Source organism: Pedobacter jejuensis (assembly GCF_003725795.1).
Taxonomy (GTDB): domain Bacteria; phylum Bacteroidota; class Bacteroidia; order Sphingobacteriales; family Sphingobacteriaceae; genus Pedobacter; species Pedobacter jejuensis.
Genome location: NZ_RBEE01000002.1, coordinates 150692 through 169701 on the forward strand (window position 1 = coordinate 150692; position 19010 = coordinate 169701).

Here is a 19010-nt window from a genome sequence, read left to right on the forward strand (position 1 = left end):
TTGCGAGGTACGAAGCAATCTCATAACGGTTCAATCAATCAGTTTATACTCCTCTTCGGTCAATGTCCCACAGACCGAAACAGAATTCAAAAATATGATGGTCTGTGGGGACACAGACCATGGAATGACTGCTTCTTTTAGTTACCGTCACCCTGAATTTATTTCAGGGTCTTGTTTGCAGGAAAGATGCTGAAATAAATTCAGCAAGACGTCTCGTACAAGCAATATGCTATAAAACAGCGAACTTATAAAGTTTAAGAATCGAACTCAAGTAAATAGTTTGGCAACAATTAATCCCCTGTTTGTGTTTCCACATACCGAAACAATATTCAAAAATATGATGGTCTGTGGGGACACAGACCATGGAATTGGGAAGCAATTATCGTAAACCTTTCTCTTTTCCACTTAAAAATCTATATTTGATTTATGAAAATAGCGCTATTTCCTGGCTCATTCGACCCGATAACTATTGCTCACGTCAACATTTTACAACGTGCTACACCTCTTTTTGATAAAATCGTTATCGGTATCGGATTAAACAGTTCAAAGCAAAATTTCCTTACTGCCGAACAGCGTTTACAAATTTTAGAAACCGTTTTTGCTGGCTATAAAAACATAGAAATTCAAACCTACGAGGGATTAACGGTAGATTTTTGCCGAAAGATTAACGCAACTTATATGGTTCGTGGCATTCGTTCAGCATCAGATTTTGAATATGAAAGAGCCATTGCTCAAATTAACCAAACCATGATGCCTGAAGTAGAAACCATCCTTCTTCTAAGCAAGCCAGAATATTCAGCCATCAGTTCAACCATCGTTCGAGATATTCTAAGAAACCACGGCGACGTTAGTCCGTTTGTGCCGAAAGAGGCTTTGGGATTTTTGTACAAACCTTAAAACTGCTACTAAAAATTCTTTTCAATAATTTAGTAATGCTATTTACTAAAACCCAGGATTTCAATCATGGGCTACAAAATTCCACCTGCCCTTAAAACATCCATAATGGATGGGAAAGTATTCTTAATTACAGGAGTGATATGGTTTTTATCCAACCAAACAGCCTCATCAATTCCCTCTTCCTTTTGTGGTATTAATTTGGGTTCGCCTTTTACTTTCATCTTATACCAATTGGTTTTTTTAATCACCAATTTCGAACCCATCGGGTAAACATGATATGTTTTGCAAAGCTTTTCTTCACGTTTTGCTACTTTAATTCCGCACTCCTCTTCTACTTCTCTAACTGCGGTTTCTTTCATGTTTTCTCCATCTTCAAGTTTACCTTTTGGCAAATCCCATTTCTTATTTCTAAAAATAAAAAGATAATTGCCTTTTGCACTTTCTACCAAACCACCAGCGGCTTTTATGATGGTACAATCCTTTTTTAACTTCTTGAAGGTTTCTTTCGGGTTTTTAGTTAAGAAAATGTAGCTTTTTTTAGACCCATTTTTTAATTTTTTATAAAAAATTTGCAAATCAAAATCCTGTAATTCAAGTTGTTGAATTTTTTCTTTTTGCTCAGGTAAAACATCTGAGATAAACAAGGTGTTATCGTTAATATAAATTCTGTAATTTTGGGCCATGTATAATAAAAGTGATATTGAATTAAAGGTAGCGGAATTTTTATTACAAATAAAGGCAATTAAATTACAACCTAATAATCCTTTCACATGGGCATCTGGTTGGAAGTCGCCAATTTATTGCGATAACCGAATTACCCTTTCCCATCCACAGGTTAGAACGTACATTCGCCAGAAACTTGCACAATCCATTCAAGAAGAATTTGGTTCGGTTGATGTTATTGCCGGAGTTGCAACTGCAGGCATTCCACAAGGTGTGTTGGTAGCACAAGAATTGGGTTTGCCATTTATTTATGTTAGAGCAAAAGCAAAAGAGCATGGTACCGGAAGTTTAATTGAAGGCGAAGTAATAGAAGGCCAACGTGTAGTGGTGATTGAAGATTTAATTTCAACTGGGAAAAGCAGTTTACAAGCTGTGGAGGCATTAAGAACTGCAGGTTTATCAGTTGCTGGTTTGGCCGCAATTTTTACTTACGGTTTTGCACAAGCTGAAGAAAATTTTAGCGCTGCAAAATGCCGATACTTTACTTTATCTAATTACGAGGCATTGATTGATTATGCAGCAGAGCATAGCATTATTGCAAAAGGCGATATGGATTTATTAAGCAAATGGCGTTTGTATCCGTCTAACTGGGGTCAAAACCAACTTTAATATCACTATCTAAAAAAAAGAACTCCTAAACTCAAATACTTACCTAAATGACAATTATTGAAAGCGCTGTAGAAGTAAACAAGCCTGTAAATGAGGTTTATGCTTTTCTCTCTAATATGAACAATCATCAACAGTTGATGCCCGAAAATATTTACAATTGGGAATCGACAGAAGATGATGCTCGCTTTACTATTCAAAATATGGCTAAATTGGCCATCAAGATATCTAATCGGGTAGAAAATCAGGAATTAACCGCAATACCTTCAGAAAAAGCACCCTTTGATGTAGAATTAAAATGGACGGTTGAAGATAATGGAAATGGAACTACAACAGCAAAACACATCATCTCGGCAGATTTAAATATGATGATGAAAATGTTGGCATCTGGCCCGTTGCAAAAATTAGCAGATCACCAAACAGAAAAGTTAAAAGAGATTTTAGCGTAATTGGTTTTTTAGTTGGTTGGTTTTTTGGTTTGTTGGGTATTTAGTTACCAATACGCCATCAAAATTTACTTAGATACATATACAAGCATTTGCATTTAAATTAGCAGATGCTTTTTTATGCGCCAAGAATTCCATTAATAGTTCTACTAATCTACCCACCTAAACCTGATTGTATGAATGCCCTTTTCGGGCAGAAAAGAAAGCAGGACTACCGAAACCGAAGAATTACTGCAATTGCTTTCCAAATATTTAAAATTAAATACACATTCAAGCCTTTGCGTTTAAATTGGAAAATGCCTTTTTTATGCGCCATGATTCCCATTAATAGTTCTACTAACATACCCACCTAAACCTGATTGAATGAATGCCCTTTTCGGGCAGAAAGGAAAGCAGGACTACCGAAACCGAAGAACTACTGCAATTGCTTTCCAAATATTTAAAATTAAATACACATTCAAGCCTTTGCGTTTAAATTGGAAAATGCCTTTTTTATGCGCCATGATTCCCATTAATAGTTCTACTAACATACCCACCTAAACCTGATTGAATGAATGCCCTTTTCGGGCAGAAAGGAAAGCAGGACTATCACAATCGAAGAACTACTGCAATTGCTTTCCAAATATTTGAATACATACACTTGCATTTAAATCAGCAGATGCTTTTTTTATGCGCCAAGAATTCCATTAATAGTTCTACTAATCTACCCACCTAAACCTGATTGAATGAATGCCCTTTTCGGGCAGAAAGGAAAGCAGGACTGCCGAAACCGAAGAACTACTGTAATTGCTTTCCAAATATTTAAAATTAAAATACACTTGCATTTAAATCGGCAGATGCTTTTTTTATGCGCCAAGAATTCCATTAATAGTTCTACTAATCTACCCACCTAAACCTGATTGAATGAATGCCCTTTTCGGGCAGAAAGGAAAGCAGGACTACCGAAACCGAAGAATTACTGCAATTGCTTTCCAAAATCTATTAAATTCTGTCAAAATTTCAGCATAAATACTTAATTATCAGAAATTTAGTCACTTAAAAATAAATCCGAGCGACAAAATTTCCGATTATAAAGTTAATGTAGCCATGGCATCTGATTTGAGCATAACCAGATATGAACTTCAACAATTTTACAATAAAGGCCCAGGAAGCAATTCAACAGGCTTCTGAAATAGCTCAAGGCAATCAGCAACAAGCTATTGAAACAGCGCACCTACTTAAAGGTCTGCTTACTGTTGATGAAAATGTGGTTTCGTATGTATTAAAAAAACTGAACGTTAACCTTAACTCATTAAACCAAAATTTAGATTTAGAAATTGCCAAGTTCCCGAAAGTGAGCGGAAGTAATGTCTATTTGTCATCCAATACCAATAGCGTTTTGCAAAAAGCACAAACATTTTTAAAAGAATTTAAAGATGAATTTGTATCGGTAGAGCATTTATTATTGGGTATTTTAGCCGTTAATGATAGCACTTCGAAATTATTAAAAGAGCAAGGCGTAAATGAAAAAGACCTTAAAAAAGCCATAACAGAATTACGTGGCGATAACCGCGTAACCGACCAAAATGCCGAGGCAACTTACCAGGCATTAAATAAATATGCCCGTAATTTAAACGAGTACGCAGAAAGTGGTAAACTCGACCCGGTTATTGGTCGCGATGAAGAAATTAGACGTGTAATACAAATTTTATCTCGTAGAACTAAAAACAACCCTATTTTAATCGGTGAGCCAGGTGTGGGTAAAACCGCAATTGCAGAAGGTATTGCTTTCAGAATTATTAAAGGTGATGTGCCTGAGAATTTAAAAAGTAAAACGGTTTATTCTTTAGATATGGGTTCGCTAATCGCCGGTGCAAAATATAAAGGCGAGTTTGAAGAGCGTTTAAAAGCTGTGGTTAAAGAAGTTACGCAAAGCGATGGTGATATTATTTTATTTATCGATGAGATACACACTTTAGTGGGTGCCGGTGGTGGAGAAGGTGCAATGGATGCCGCCAATATTTTGAAACCTGCTTTGGCTCGTGGCGAATTAAGGGCAATTGGTGCAACTACTTTGGATGAATACCAGAAATATTTAGAAAAAGATAAAGCGCTTGAGCGTCGTTTCCAAAAGGTGATGGTGAATGAACCTGATACACAGGATGCGATTTCGATTCTGCGTGGTTTGAAAGAGCGCTACGAAACACACCACAAAGTGAGGATTAAAGATGAGGCGATTATTGCGGCTGTAGAAATGAGCCAGCGGTATATTGCCGACCGTTTCTTACCTGATAAAGCGATTGATTTAATGGATGAGGCCGCATCAAAATTGCGTATGGAAATGGATTCTGTACCAGAAAATGTAGATGCGTTAGACCGTGAAATTATGCGCTTGGAAATTGAACGTGAAGCCATTAAAAGGGAAAAAGATGATAAAAAAGTAAAAGATTTATCAGAAGAAATAGCAAACTTATCGGCTGAGCGTGATGAATTGAAAGCCAAATGGCAAGGTGAAAAAGATTTGGTTGATAACATTAACAATCAACTGGAGCAGATTGAGCATTATAAGTTAGAAGCCGAACAAGCCGAGCGTGCAGGAGATTATGGTAAGGTAGCTGAAATTCGTTATGGTAAAATTAAAGAAGCACAAGATACTTTTGATAAGCTGAAAGTTACTTTAGAAAGTCAGCAGAGCGATAGTAGGATGCTAAAAGAAGAAGTTACAGCGGATGATATTGCAGGTGTAGTTGGACGTTGGACAGGCATTCCGGTAACTAAACTAATTGCAAGCGAACGTGAAAAATTACTGAACTTAGAAGCAGAATTACATAAACGTGTTGCCGGACAAGATGAAGCTATTGAAGCCATTTCTGATGCCATTCGTCGCTCTCGTGCAGGTTTACAAGATAAACGTAAACCGATTGGTTCGTTCATATTCTTAGGTACAACCGGTGTAGGTAAAACGGAATTGGCGAAAGCTTTGGCAGAATTCTTATTCAATGATGAAAATGCTTTAACACGTATTGACATGAGTGAATACCAGGAACGCCATGCAGTTTCACGCTTAATCGGTGCGCCTCCGGGATATGTGGGTTACGATGAAGGCGGACAATTAACCGAAGCCGTAAGACGTAAACCTTATTCAGTGGTGCTGCTCGATGAGATTGAAAAAGCACACCCGGATGTTTTTAACATTCTGTTGCAGGTTTTGGATGATGGGCGTTTAACAGATAACAAAGGCAGAACGGTAAACTTCAAAAACACCATTATCATCATGACATCGAACATTGGTGCACATTTAATTCAGGATAATTTTAAAGATTTAAATGATGAGAACAGAGATGAAGTAATAGCGAAAACTAAGAATGAGCTTTTCGAGGTATTGAAACAAACCATTCGTCCGGAATTTTTAAACCGTATTGACGAACTGATTATGTTTACGCCATTAAATCGTAACGAGATTAGAGATATTGTGAGCTTACAATTTAAACAGGTGCAACAAACACTTGCCGAAATGGGAATTGAAATGGACGCATCGGTAGAAGCTTTAGATTGGTTAGCACAATTAGGTTACGATCCGCAATTTGGTGCAAGACCGCTGAAAAGAGTGATTCAGAAACGCATATTGAATGAGTTATCGAAAGAAATCCTTTCTGGAAAAGTAGATAAGGATAGCAAAATTAAGCTAGATATGTTTGATAACAACTTTGTGTTTTTAAATCAAAACAGTTAATTCTGATATATTGATAGCCGCAGATTTATAGATTATGTATTTAATCTATAAATCTGCGGCTTTTTTTTACGTCGGATTTAGAGAAAAAATACCCTTCAAATCATCAAAAAAATATTCCTAAAAGGTGTCAAAATTTCCGATTTAAATCTGACATTTATTCTAAAAAAGTCAGATTGTCAATTTGTCACACCTAAAAAATTAATCAAACGATTGATTTTTAGTCACACAAAAATAATATTGATTTAACCTCAATTTTATATCATCTTAACATAAAGCCAATTAGCAAAAACCTGATTTTTTAATGACTAACAGAAATCCCTTTTGGCACAAGTGTTGACTTTTAGGCGAATATAGTCAGGAATTAAAAGTAAAAAACTGGCTTGTTTTTCAAACAAATTAATAAATAAAAAGATGAAAAAATTATTATTATCAGTAGTAGGCGTTGCAGGTTTAGTTTATGGTGCAAATGCACAAACAGAAAAAGGAAAAGTAATTTTAGGTGGTAGTGTGGGTTTCAATTCTAGTAAAGTAGAAGGTGCTGCAAAATCAGATGTAAGCTTTAACGTAATTCCAAGTGTTGGATTTTTTGTTGACAATAACTTTGCTATCGGTACAGGTGTTGGTTATACTTACAACAAAGAAGTTAGTAACCTAAATCAAAATTAGGCATTTGTTGTTGCTCCATTTGGTCGTTATTATGTTGGTTTATCAGACCAATTTAAATTCTTCGGACAATTATCAGTTCCTATGGCATTTGGTTCTAACAAAGTAGTTGCTGCAAATGGCGATACAGGTGCTAAAGTTGCTTCTACAACATCAATCGGTGTTAATGTTGCTCCAGGTTTTGCATTCTTCCCTACTAAAAGAATCGGTATTGAAGTTTCAGTTAATGGTTTAGGTTACCAAAATTTCCAGGCTAAAAATGAAGCGAATGGTGCTAAAGTTACAACAAACTCATTCGGTTTAGAGGCTGATACATTTGCACCTAAATTGGGTGTTATGTTTCACTTTTAGTCATTAAGATAACTATTAAGCCACAGATTTACAGATTCTTCATCCTTAAAAGCTGATGAAAATACACTGTTAATCTGTGGCTTTTTGCTATTAAATTATTTCTTTTCTCTTATTGATTTAAATTCCGAACCTACTTTCCAATTCGGATATGTAGTTTCGTTACTCAAGCGGTAACCCAAATCAAATAACATTTGCACATCTTCAACAATGCCCGATAAATCCCAGGTTTTTGCGTCAAAATTATCTTGTGGAGAATGGTAACGATTTTTAGTAAAATCGGCAACTTGTTTTAATCCCCATGCTTTACCGTTCTTAATATTATCTACTCCAGAACCTGTAAATAAAGATGGAACACCAACTTTTGCCAGATTAAAGTGATCGGAACGATAATATAAGCCCGATGATGGTACTGGATCAGGAACTACAACTCGATTTTGTTTTTTAGCCGAAGCAGCTGCATAATCTTCTAATTCTGACTGACCAAAACCATAAACTACAATGTCTTTAGTTTTTCCAGCAAGCCCCATCATATCCATATTAATGTTTGCAACTGTTTTTTCCAAAGGAAAAGTTGGATGCTTAGCATAGTATTCCGAACCCAATAAACCCTGTTCTTCTGCTGAATAAGAAATAAATAGAATAGTTCTTTCAGGTTTCTTAGGCAATTTTTTAAATGCTGAAGCTATTTCGAATAATGAAGCTACTCCTGTGGCATTATCTACCGCACCGTTATAAATAGAATCGCCGTTAATCTTCTCCCCTACACCTAAATGATCCCAATGCGCTGAATAAATTATAGCTTCATCTTTTAATTTTTCACCTTCAATTTTAGCTAAAACGTTGTACGTAACCGATTTTTTAGTTTGATTTTTAATTTTGAGCGATGTTGTTACATTTAAATCAACAGCTTTAAAATCCTTCTTCAATGCGCTTGAAGCTAAATTTTCAAACGATTGTCCACTTAATGCCAATAATTTCTTTGCAGCATCTAAACCAATCCAACCTTCGATAACGGTTCTATCCATGCCATTATTTGCGGTTTGCAACGTAAGTTTAGATTTAGACCAACCACTTCGAACTACAGTCCAGGGATAAGCTGCTGGTTCTGTATCATGTACAATTAAAACACCAGCAGCACCTTGTCGCGATGCTTCTTCAAATTTATAAGTCCATCGACCGTAATAAGTCATATTTTTACCTTTAAACAAAGTCGAATCGGAAAACCCAGGATCATTAATTAAAACGACAACGATTTTTCCTTTTACATCTAAATTTTTGTAATCGTTCCATTCATATTCTGGTGCTACAATTCCATACCCGGCAAAAACCAAGGGAGAATTTTTAATGCTAACTTCATTTTGAACACGGCGAGAACCTGCAACAAATTCTGTTAAATAGTTTAAGGATAAACTGCCTGATTTGCCCTTAATTATCATTTTATCATCAGGAATGGATTTAATTTCTACCATCGGTACTTCCTGAAAATAACTTTCACCATTGGCAGGTTTCAGACCTAATTTTTCAAATTCAGTTTTTAAATAGTTTATGGTTTTTGTTTCGCCAGTTGTAAAAGGCTTTCTTCCTTCCAAACTATCTGCAGCAATTACCGATAAATATTTAGTAAGGCTTGCGGCATTGATTTCTTTAATGGCTAATGAATCAGGGCTATTTAAACTACCTTCTGAAGATTGCTTACAAGAAATAAAACATATTGCTAATGCTGAAAAATAAAAGAGGGTTTTCTTCATAAATTTTTATTGAGTTGGTAATTTATGAATTTTTGTGGATTTGATAGAATTGAAGAGATAAGGTGGAGGCAATTAAAAGAATATAGATTTAGAAGTTTGCTAAATGTTGAATTGGAAACTGCAGTTTTTCCACGCAGGTGGGAATCTCTAAAGCTTAGACCTCACCCTATCAATGTTTGTGGGTTTTCTCCTGTCCTTACATCCCTCTCCTGAAGGAGAGGGAAAGCAAAGGCTGTGCTTTTAACCCGAACGTTAATAGGGTGAGGTCAAATGAATTGGGAGTTTTATCTTACCCAGGCAGGTGGGAATATTAAAGCAAATTAAACGCATCAAATCTCACCCTATCAATGTTTGTAGATTTTCTCCTGTCGTTACGGAGGTTGTGCTTTTACCCCAAACGTAAATAGGGTGAGGTTCATATCTACTTCCCATTTTGTTCTATATCTCTATCCATTTCAACCAAATCAACTTCACTTGGATCAGAGAAATCACCAATTAAATACTTGTTAAAATGGTCGGCAAGTTTCCAAAATGCATATTCTGTCATGTCGCCGAAACCATGTCTCTGACCAGGAATAATTAAAAAGTCGAAGCGTTTACCAGCTTTCATCAACGCATTTGCTACACGAATAGAGTTTGCCGGATGAACATTATTATCCACATCGCCATGCATCAATAACAAATGTCCCTTTAAGTTTTTAGCCAAATCAGGATTTTTATCAATGCTGTATTTAAATGAGGTATCACCTTTTAACGATACAGTTTCTTTTACACCATGGTGCTTTTCGCTCCACCATCGGTTATAAATACTATTATCGTGGTTACCAGCATTAGAAACTGCGGCTTTAAAGAAATCAGGATAAACCAACATTGCCGCTGTTGACATAAAACCTCCACCAGAATGACCAGTTATACCAACTTTATCGTCATCAATAAATGAGTATTTTGCTGCAAGTTGCTCAATCGCTGCTTTTTTATCAGCCAAACCATAATCGCGAAGATTTCCATACCCGTAAGTGTGGTACCATTTAGATCTAGATGGATTTCCACCGCGGTTACCAACTGTAATTACGATATAACCAAACTGTGCCAATCGCTCAGTACGATCCATACTTTTGGTAAATGCCTTGTTTACAGCTTCAGTTTGCGGACCAGGATAAACATATTCTATAATTGGATATTTTTTAGTTGGGTCGAAATCAAATGGTTTATACATTACACCATACAAATCGGTAACTCCATCATCAGCTTTAACTTTAAACGGTTCAGGAAATTTATAACCAGCAGCCATTAACAATGATAAATCAGTGGTTTCTAAATCCATAACCTTCACACCATCTTTATTGTATAAGGTAGATTTTGGAACCGTGTTTACCCTCGAATAATTATCAACGAAGTACGTATTGTTATCATTAAGGTTCGACAAGTGATCAAAATCGCCAGGGTTTAATAGTTTCATATTTGTACCATCAAACTTGATGCTGTACAAATGCAAATAGTATGGGTCTTCCTTACCTTCTCTCCCATTTGCTGTGAAATAAAGCACACGATTTTTCTCATCGATATTTACAATACTTTCGCAATGAAAAGAACCTTTTGTAATTTGATTTTTAAGTTTGCCGTTTCCATCAAACAAATAAAAATGTGCCCAGCCATCGCGTTCACTCCAATGTATTAGTTCGTTTCCGTCGTTAATTAATCCAGGTCGGTTTACCTCAACATAAGTATTAAAACGCTCATCAATTAAAGGTGTAACTTTACTTGTTGAAATATCTACCGTAGCAATATCTATTCGTTTTAAATCGCGACTGGTGCGAGAAAAATAAAATCTATTATCATTACCCAACCAAACAGAAGGGCGAAATTCGTTATCCCTATCTTTATTTAACGATGGTTTGCTCCAAACAGAAATGCTCTGATCCTTAAACGCTGAAACATTTAGTTTTTTGTAAGACTTCGCCGCGAAATCAAAAAGCAACACTTCATCTTGTGGTGCTTCTGCCTCGCCCGGCATTTGGTATTTGTAAGTTTCTAAAGTTGGGCGACCAAGAGTTACGCTATTAATCACCCATAAATCTTTTACTTTACGAGAATCGGTTCTATCTAAAACAAAATATTTAGCATTTGGCGACCAAAGCACGTAAGCGCCTCTTCTTTTTTTATTGTTTTTTTCATTCTCAACGTTATTCTCGCCATCACCATCACTACCATAAGAGTAAAATTTAACGCCATCCTTCGTAAGTTGATGCTCTACAATCGTACTGTCATCTTCATTCTTTACAGCCTTTTTATAGTTGTCTTTATCCATCCAATACAAATTATAATTCCTTGAAAAAATAATTGCCGATGAATCCGGAGCTACTGAACCCCACATTGGTTTAGGTTTTGGTCGGCTAAAATTGGCTACTTCAGTTAACTTGGTTGTTGCTAAATCATACTTAAATGAATAAATTTTCTTTTGCATAGAATCTGCAGCTTTTTTATCCTTTCTATCTTTTTTCAGTTCGTCGATAGAACTTTTTACTTCAAAAGAAATACTCTTTTCATCAGCAGCAAACTTTAAATTCTCTAATGGTAAATGTTCAGCATCAAACGGGTCGCGAACAATTAAGGTGATATCGGCGGCCAGTTTAGCGTTATCAAACATTAGTTTCTTTGATTTCGCAGCAGGATCTACCAAATACCAAAACTTGCCTTTTGGGCTTTCGAATGTGTACCAAAAACGGTTGCTTAATTTCAGCCAGTGCGGATCTACCGAAGTAGAATACACCATTTTTTTCAATTTATTTGGAGAAAACCTCGATGCCAGCTGATAATTTGCTTTTGGCTGTGCTTGCACGTTTTCTGTAATGGTAAAGGTTTTATTTTGTGCAATAACTGCAAACGATAATAGCTGAGCACATAAAACGAGTTTGTAAAATTTATTCATTCAGGTTTGATTTTAAAAGCCCTAAAATATTCAATAAACGGGAACTTAGCTTTATTTCGGATGTAATAAATGCGATAGTTTGTTGCTAAAATATAAGGCTGATTTATTTATCAACACATGATAAATTTGCACTTAGTTTTTAGCAGATTTTATAGTTTTGCAAGAAATACTTCTACATGAAAATTAACATCTTAACAACAATTACCGCTGCAGCAATATTACTTGCAAGTTGCCAATCTAAACCACAAACTGAAGCCAGCAATAGCAAGGATTCTACCGATAAAACTTCACAAGAAATTAAAACGGAATCATCTAAAATCGATGTATCAAAAATAAAAGTTGCCGATGCTAAAACCATTTTAGCAAGAAAACAAGTCCCAATTTTGTGCTACCACCAGGTAAGAAACTGGAAACCTACAGACGGTAAAGTTGGTAAGGATTATATTGTTGAGATTCAGAATTTTAAAGACCAAATGAAAATGTTGGCCGATAGTGGTTACCACACCATTTTGCCCGATCAGCTGTATGCTTATTTAAATACCGGTGCTGCTTTACCCAGCAAACCAATTATGCTAACTTTTGATGATACTGATATGGATCAGTTTACAATTGTACGCCCAACACTTGATAAATTAGGTTATAAGGCCGTGTATTTTATAATGACGGTTTCGATCGGCAGAAAAGGAAAATTTGTAGATTATATGACTTCAGAGCAAATTAAACAACTCGCCGATGAAGGAAATGTAATTGGTTCGCACACGTATGACCATAAAAATTTTAAAAAATATACAGGCAAAGACTGGGAAGAACAATTGGACAAACCAACTAAAAGACTGGAAGAAATTACCGGTAAAAAAATGACAGAGTTTGCTTATCCGTTTGGATTGTGGAATGCAGAAGGAATTCCTGAATTAAAAAAACGAGGTTTTAGAATGGCTTATCAATTATCTACAAAACGTGATGAAAAAGATCCATTATTCACAATCAGAAGAATTATTGCAAGTGGCTATTGGAGTCCTAAAACGTTGAGCAATAGCATAAAAAATAGTTTCTAATATTCATTTAAGTGTTGAACTTTTATTAATTTAATAGAAAAATCGACAGGTATGAAAAGATACTTAATTGCAGCACTATTAACGTTTGCACTTTTAAATGTTCGTGGTCAAACGCCCCATTTAAAAGGAAATGTTGACGTGGTAATGGCTACTGGGCAAATAACCTGTGATTTTGTTTTGAGTAATATCCCTGATTTAGGAAAAGATTACCAAATACTATTAAACAAGGGATTTAACATTAATGCCATTAAAGATTCTTTAGATAAAACATTAAGCTATTCGGGTTTTTACAATGGTAAAATGCGTGGCGAAGGTTTGACTTATGTGCCACAAAAGGGTGATGATGTTTTGACAAACCCAAAGCTACTCCATATCACTTATACCGGAGCCTTTCCTATTTATACGGACACTTTAAATTTTATTGATTTTAAAGGATTAATTGCATTTAATGGAAAAACTGTTCGGGCAACTGACCAATCAAAATGGTATCCAATAATTTACGATATTAAAAATGATAGGCTTATTGAGCAAATGACCTATGAAATAGAAGTAAAAAGTACAGATTCTAAAACAATATTTGTAAACGGCGATGTTCCAAAACCAGGTCCGGTTGCAAAGTTTAAATCAGACATTGCAATTGCTCCACTTCTTTTCGCTGGTGATTATGGAATACAAAAAACCAATGGCGCATTATTTTTAAATACTGCAATGAATGAAAAAGAACTTTCGGTTTTTGAGCAAAACATTGCAGATATGAAGACTTACTTTAATAAGTCTTTAAAAATTCCTTATGAAACAAAAAACGTTTTTATAGAACATGCTCCTGTAGAAAAATTTAACAAAGGAAGAAGCTGGGGTTTCGTATCCTTTCCGGTAATAGCATTTGCAGGATTAAAATTAGGGGATATGGTTGATAAAGAGCATTCACAATTAAAAGATTCTACAGATTATCCTTTTATTGCTCATGAAATTGCGCATTACTATTTTGGGAATGTTTTACAGCCGAATTCAACCTTATTTTGGTTTTTTTTAGAATCAACAGCAGAATATTTATCAGTTAAAGCTGCAGAAGATAAGTTTGGTAAACCCTTTGCAACCCGGTATTTTCAAACCAGAGCCAAACAACTAAAAGATTTTAAAGCTGTTCCATTAAACGCCATAAAAGATATGAATAGCATATCTGGTACCTATAGGTACACTTACGGTCCATTCTTACTAAGAGGACTTGAACAAATTATTGGCGAAAAGCGAATGTTTAAATTCTTAAACACTTGCTTAATTACTAAAAACGAATTAACAGATTATAATTTCTTTAAAAATTGCGCACTAAAATCAGGTGTAACAAAAAACGAATGGGACACTTATGAGAAAGACTTTATTCAATCTGAAAATGCTGTTCATTTAATTAAATAATTTTTAAAACATTGAAAACAAAAGTAAAAAACCTCGCTCATCCCCTATTAACAGCACTATTATTGAGTTCACTTTTAAGCTCGTGTACAAGCCGTAGCGACAAAGAAAAAACTAAAGAAAATACGTCTATTGAATCAAAAGTAGATACCACTTTAAAACCAGCAGATAATAAAACCATTCTTGCCCGTAGAGAGGTTCCGGTGCTTTGCTATCATCAAATCAGAAATAATATTGCAAGTGATAGCAAAAGAGCACACGATGATATTATTGCCCCAGATAAATTTAGAGAACACATTAAAATGATTGCAGATAGCGGGTACCACACGATTCTGCCAGATCAGCTTTATGATTATTTGGTTTATGGTAAAACATTGCCGCCAAAACCTATTATGATAACTTTTGATGATACTGATGAAGATCAATTTAGCATTGGTGCTTCAACTTTAAAAAAATATGGTTTTAAAGGTGTTTATTTCATCATGACGGTTTCTATCGGTCGCAAAGGGCGAATTAATTATATGTCGGCAGCACAAATTAAGCAATTAGCTGATGAAGGGAATTGTATTGCCAGCCACACGTATGACCATAAAAATTTTGCACAATTTAATGATGAAGATTGGACAACACAAATAGATGAACCAACTAAAAAGTTAGAAACCATAACCGGTAAGAAAGTAGAATATTTCGCATTTCCTTATGGCGTTTATAAAGCCGCTAACTTGCACAAGCTTAAAGAACATGGCTTCAAAGCTGCCTTTATACTGTCAACACCTAGAGATGAGAATTTTCCGCTTTACACCATCCGCAGGATTATCGACCCAGGAAGATACACCGCTAAAAATTTATATTATAGCATAAATAAAAGCTTTAACAAAACAAAAACATAGTTTCGAATGTAAATAAATTACTCATCCCTAAAAAGATTTATGAAAAAACTAATTCTTGTTTTCCTAGGTGGATTATTTATGCTTTCTGCCTGCAACAATGCTAAAAACAGCAAAAGTGATAGCGAAATTGCTGATAGTACAGCAAAGGTAAATACAGAATTACCACAAAATTTTTATAAAAGATTAGAAGGAACGATAGCAGGAAAGCCAGTAGTAATGCATTTGCAGAGATTAGATGGCAGCATTGATGGTGAATATTATTATGATGGTGCATGGCTTAATTTAACTGCAGATACTCTTGTTGGAAAAGACAGCCTGATACTTACAGAAAATAGTTTTAATGATTACTATTTTAACCAAAACGCTAAGCCACCAATATTAACATTGAAATGGAATGGCTCAGCATTTAATGGTAATTGGCGAAGCGGAGATAAAACAAAAACATATCCAATTGCATTAACAGAAAAATATGCCGAAGGAAGTTACGCATTTACGCCTGGCATTTACAGAGATTCGGTAAAGGCATTTGCAGACAAACCAAAAACACCAACAGCAGAAATTTCTTTTGAATATTTACAAGCAAATGCTAATGATGAATCTGGAGTTTGGTTAAACAATCAACTGAAAAAAATTTCAGGAATAAAATCAACCAATATGGATAGAGTGCCGGCATTTAAAAAAATTGCCGATGCATATTTTGCTGATTATAAAAAAGAAATTACAGAGCAACAACGAACCGGACCAGACAGAGGATATATGGAATGGATGAATTACACCAACAACAGTCAGCAATCAATTTTATGTAACGATGATGGCTTTGTAGTTATCGACTTTCTGGCAGATACCTATACCGGCGGAGCCCATGGTTATTACAGTAGCTTGATGTATTGTTTAGATGTAAAAGAAAAAAAGCAAATGGCTTTAAGCGATATTGTTAAAATAGATTCTAATTCGCTTCAAAATTTATTGGAGAAAAACCTAAGAAACCAATATAACATTAAGGCTGGCGATGAGTTGAACACCGTTTTATTCGACAATTTCTTAAAACCAAATAATAACTTTTATTTCAACAAAAACGGTTTGGCATTTATGTACAATCCTTATGAAGTTGCAAGTTACGCTCAAGGTCAAATTGTGGTTTTTATTCCCTTTGCCGAATTAAAGCCCTATTTAACGCCTGGTTTTTCTTCAAGGATTGGATTGAAATAACATTCGATTTCTGGGCTTGATGGCGAAAGATGAACTTCACTAATTTAACGTATAGCTATAAAATCTCTGAAATCAAATATTTTTTTCCGTTAAAAATCATTTCCTCACCAACTTTTTTACCAATGAGAAATTTGCCAATTGGTGCGGCCTGAGATACGGCGAAAAATGATTGACCATCCAATTTCAATTCTCCTGCGCTTATACTGATGTAAAAATTACCACCAGAAGTAATAACCAAACTTCCGTTTTTAACCTCCTTAGCGGCATCAACATTTTCTATTTGTTGCAAGGCAATTTTCTGCTGACCAGCCTCGTACAATAATTTGCTGTTTCTATCCATCTCCTGCTGCATCATTTCACGAGTGGTTTCATACTTATCACCAGCACTACTTTTGGTATCATCGTTCGATGCTTGCCTGGCTTGCTGCAAGGAATACTCAATGTTTTCTATTCTATTTTGAATAAAAGTTAAGCAAAGCTGATATAGTTTAGGTTTTAAATTAGACATGTTTTTTTATGGAAAATGTAAGATGCTTGATTTAAGTTGGTAATGAATAATTGGATTAAACGATTTAAGAATAGATTGTTTTATTGCTAAATTGTTATAAACGCTGATGGCTATTTAACAATAAAACAATTTCTCTATATACAATTACTATGCTTCAATCCACCTAACTTTTTCTTCAATTGGAGTACGATTGGGTTCCCAGGGTTTTTCATTATGATAGCCCATGTAAAAAAGGCCTATACATTTTTCGTTTTCTTGCAAACTTAAAAATTCGCCCAAATCATCAATAAGTGGTGGAGAACTCCAATAAGCACCAACTTTTAAACTTTCGGCGGTTAAGGCCATATTTTGAACCGCACAAGATACAGCTGCCAATTCTTCCCACTCGGGAATTTTGCCACTAAGCTGCATATTAATAGCAATAATGCAATCGGCTTGGCTTGTTTTCTCAGCAAAGCTGTCATACTTTTTCTGCAAAAACTGTTGTGGACTAACCAGGTTTTTATATAACCTGCCTAACTCCTCACCCAACCTCGCCAATGCAGCTTTTCTTATCACAACAAAACGCCAGGGTTGTGTTAATTTATGTGTTGGTGCATAATTGGCTGTTTCTAATATCTGATTTATTACCTCAACCGGAATTTCCTTTTTGATGTAACTTGCAGGAAAAATACTGCGTCGCTCTTTTATAATTTTTGATACAATTTCGTAATTCGTACTCATTTGGTAAAAATAGATAAAAGCTAAAAGAACAAAGCGGAAAGCCTTTATTAAAATAATTAAAACAGAAATATGTGACTTTTTAATGTATTAAGCTACTAATTACAATGGCTTGATAAGTTTTGTATTCTTCAACTGCTTTCTTATTTGTTTCACCTTTGCAAAAAAGGCAATACTTTCTTTATCAACTAAATAATCCATTGTTTCTGTAAGCTCGTCTCTTATCCAACTGTGCTTTGTGCAAAGATTGGCCAAAATATTTAGGCAATGTGATTTCACTGCCACTGGAATTTTCTCATCAATTAACCAACCGAATATTACCTCTGCTAAGTAATTGGTATCATAATTATTCATAATATTTTGTACATCCTCGGCTGCATTTTTCTTTGTGATAAAAGCAAGAATTTTTACATAATGCCTAAGTGCAGATAAGTTCTGTTGAAGCGGGAGCTTATCTAAAAATATTGTAGTATAGGGCATAAGTTTGGATTGGTGGTTTGAGTAAATACGCTCTAAAATCCAAGCTGCTCTGAAAGCAATTTGTTCCTCTTTATGAAAACTTAGGTTGATTAAATCGGTTATAGAATAAATATCATTTAATGATAAAGCTGCAACTTCCTCAACCTGAATTACACCAATTGGATTTTTTATTATGTTGATTAGGTACTGCATAAATAACCAGTTTTTGTAAACCAATTTATAAAAATATAAATTTTCTATAAGCCTTGATTAAGACATTTCGATTACAACATCTGACTTTGTTAAATAAACCTGATTAAACGAAAATCCTTTTTGTTGCAGAATTCTTTCAATTTAAAGCAGAACGATAACAAAAAGATTGCAGTGAAAGCAGGACTGCCTTTGCCATGAAAAACTGAACGCTTGTTTACAAAATCTAAATCATATTTCTTTAAAACCTACCTCGTTTTTGTACACATAAATCAGGAATAGACATCAGCTTTGACAACTTTTAAAAAGTTGTCAAAGCTTTAATAACTACGAATTCAACTAATCCCCGTTCGTTAGCAATACGACAGTTACACTATTTTGTTTCGGTCTATGGGCACACACACCGAGGAGCATAAAAATTAATCCCTTTGTTTCCAAAACATAAATTAAATAACATTTAGAATTTATTTAAAG

Annotated in this window: 16 protein-coding genes; 10 read left to right on the forward strand and 6 right to left on the reverse strand. The window is 35.0% G+C overall.

The features are described 5' to 3' along the window. The first annotated feature begins 426 nt into the window (after positions 1–426). Complete coding sequence (gene coaD / locus D7004_RS01320; RefSeq protein ID WP_123204068.1) at positions 427–897, forward strand: pantetheine-phosphate adenylyltransferase; 471 nt, start codon at positions 427–429, stop codon at positions 895–897. Between the two features lie 71 nt (positions 898–968). Here the strand turns inward: coaD and D7004_RS01325 are convergent, their stop codons facing one another. Next, on the reverse strand, positions 969–1580 hold the full coding sequence (locus D7004_RS01325) for an NUDIX hydrolase (RefSeq protein WP_123204069.1): 612 nt from the start codon (positions 1578–1580) through the stop codon (positions 969–971). Here D7004_RS01325 and pyrE point away from each other — a divergent pair. The 5 genes from pyrE to D7004_RS20915 all read left to right on the forward strand — a co-directional run bounded on the left by pyrE (position 1579) and on the right by D7004_RS20915 (position 7398). After that, a complete protein-coding gene (pyrE, locus tag D7004_RS01330; RefSeq protein WP_123204070.1) occupies positions 1579–2229 on the forward strand; it encodes an orotate phosphoribosyltransferase in 651 nt (216 codons plus the stop codon). The genes D7004_RS01325 and pyrE overlap by 2 nt on opposite strands. Before the next feature lie 47 nt (positions 2230–2276). After that, a complete protein-coding gene (locus D7004_RS01335) occupies positions 2277–2675 on the forward strand; it encodes an SRPBCC family protein (RefSeq protein WP_123204071.1) in 399 nt (132 codons plus the stop codon). Positions 2676–3786: 1111 nt separating this feature from the next. After that, positions 3787–6384 (forward strand): ATP-dependent chaperone ClpB, encoded by a 2598-nt coding sequence (gene clpB / locus D7004_RS01345; protein ID WP_123204073.1) that lies wholly within the window; start codon positions 3787–3789, stop codon positions 6382–6384. A gap of 411 nt (positions 6385–6795) precedes the next feature. Next, positions 6796–7050 (forward strand): hypothetical protein, encoded by a 255-nt coding sequence (locus D7004_RS20910; RefSeq protein WP_244214217.1) that lies wholly within the window; start codon positions 6796–6798, stop codon positions 7048–7050. A gap of 81 nt (positions 7051–7131) precedes the next feature. Continuing rightward, positions 7132–7398: a hypothetical protein gene (locus D7004_RS20915; RefSeq protein WP_244214218.1), complete on the forward strand. Its 267-nt coding sequence runs from the start codon at positions 7132–7134 to the stop codon at positions 7396–7398. A 95-nt stretch (positions 7399–7493) separates the two neighbouring features. On the opposite strand, the gene D7004_RS01355 is transcribed toward D7004_RS20915, so the two are convergent. Then, positions 7494–9146, reverse strand: coding sequence for a M28 family metallopeptidase (locus D7004_RS01355; protein ID WP_123204074.1), 1653 nt, complete (start codon positions 9144–9146; stop codon positions 7494–7496). Between the two features lie 421 nt (positions 9147–9567). Further along, positions 9568–12075, reverse strand: a complete 2508-nt coding sequence (locus D7004_RS01360; RefSeq protein WP_123204075.1) for a S9 family peptidase — start codon at positions 12073–12075, stop codon at positions 9568–9570. A gap of 176 nt (positions 12076–12251) precedes the next feature. Here D7004_RS01360 and D7004_RS01365 point away from each other — a divergent pair, with 176 nt between their 5' ends. From D7004_RS01365 to D7004_RS01380, 4 genes are read left to right on the forward strand one after another with little or no spacing between them, the layout of a single operon-like run. After that, complete coding sequence (locus D7004_RS01365) at positions 12252–13130, forward strand: polysaccharide deacetylase family protein (protein WP_123204076.1); 879 nt, start codon at positions 12252–12254, stop codon at positions 13128–13130. Between the two features lie 51 nt (positions 13131–13181). Next, positions 13182–14543, forward strand: a complete 1362-nt coding sequence (locus D7004_RS01370) for a M1 family aminopeptidase (RefSeq protein ID WP_123204077.1) — start codon at positions 13182–13184, stop codon at positions 14541–14543. An 11-nt stretch (positions 14544–14554) separates the two neighbouring features. Beyond that, positions 14555–15430 (forward strand): polysaccharide deacetylase family protein, encoded by an 876-nt coding sequence (locus tag D7004_RS01375; RefSeq protein ID WP_123204078.1) that lies wholly within the window; start codon positions 14555–14557, stop codon positions 15428–15430. 39 nt (positions 15431–15469) lie between these two features. Next, positions 15470–16639: an RsiV family protein gene (locus D7004_RS01380; RefSeq protein ID WP_123204079.1), complete on the forward strand. Its 1170-nt coding sequence runs from the start codon at positions 15470–15472 to the stop codon at positions 16637–16639. A gap of 55 nt (positions 16640–16694) precedes the next feature. On the opposite strand, the gene D7004_RS01385 is transcribed toward D7004_RS01380, so the two are convergent. The 3 genes from D7004_RS01385 to D7004_RS01395 all read right to left on the reverse strand — a co-directional run bounded on the left by D7004_RS01385 (position 16695) and on the right by D7004_RS01395 (position 18539). Next, the gene (locus D7004_RS01385; protein ID WP_123204080.1) at positions 16695–17147 is read right to left on the reverse strand and encodes a 3-oxoacyl-ACP synthase; all 453 of its coding nucleotides are present in this window, start codon (positions 17145–17147) and stop codon (positions 16695–16697) included. Between the two features lie 147 nt (positions 17148–17294). Next, positions 17295–17870: a nitroreductase family protein gene (locus D7004_RS01390; protein ID WP_123204081.1), complete on the reverse strand. Its 576-nt coding sequence runs from the start codon at positions 17868–17870 to the stop codon at positions 17295–17297. A 99-nt stretch (positions 17871–17969) separates the two neighbouring features. Further along, positions 17970–18539: a hypothetical protein gene (locus tag D7004_RS01395; protein WP_123204082.1), complete on the reverse strand. Its 570-nt coding sequence runs from the start codon at positions 18537–18539 to the stop codon at positions 17970–17972. Positions 18540–19010: the final 471 nt, after the last annotated feature.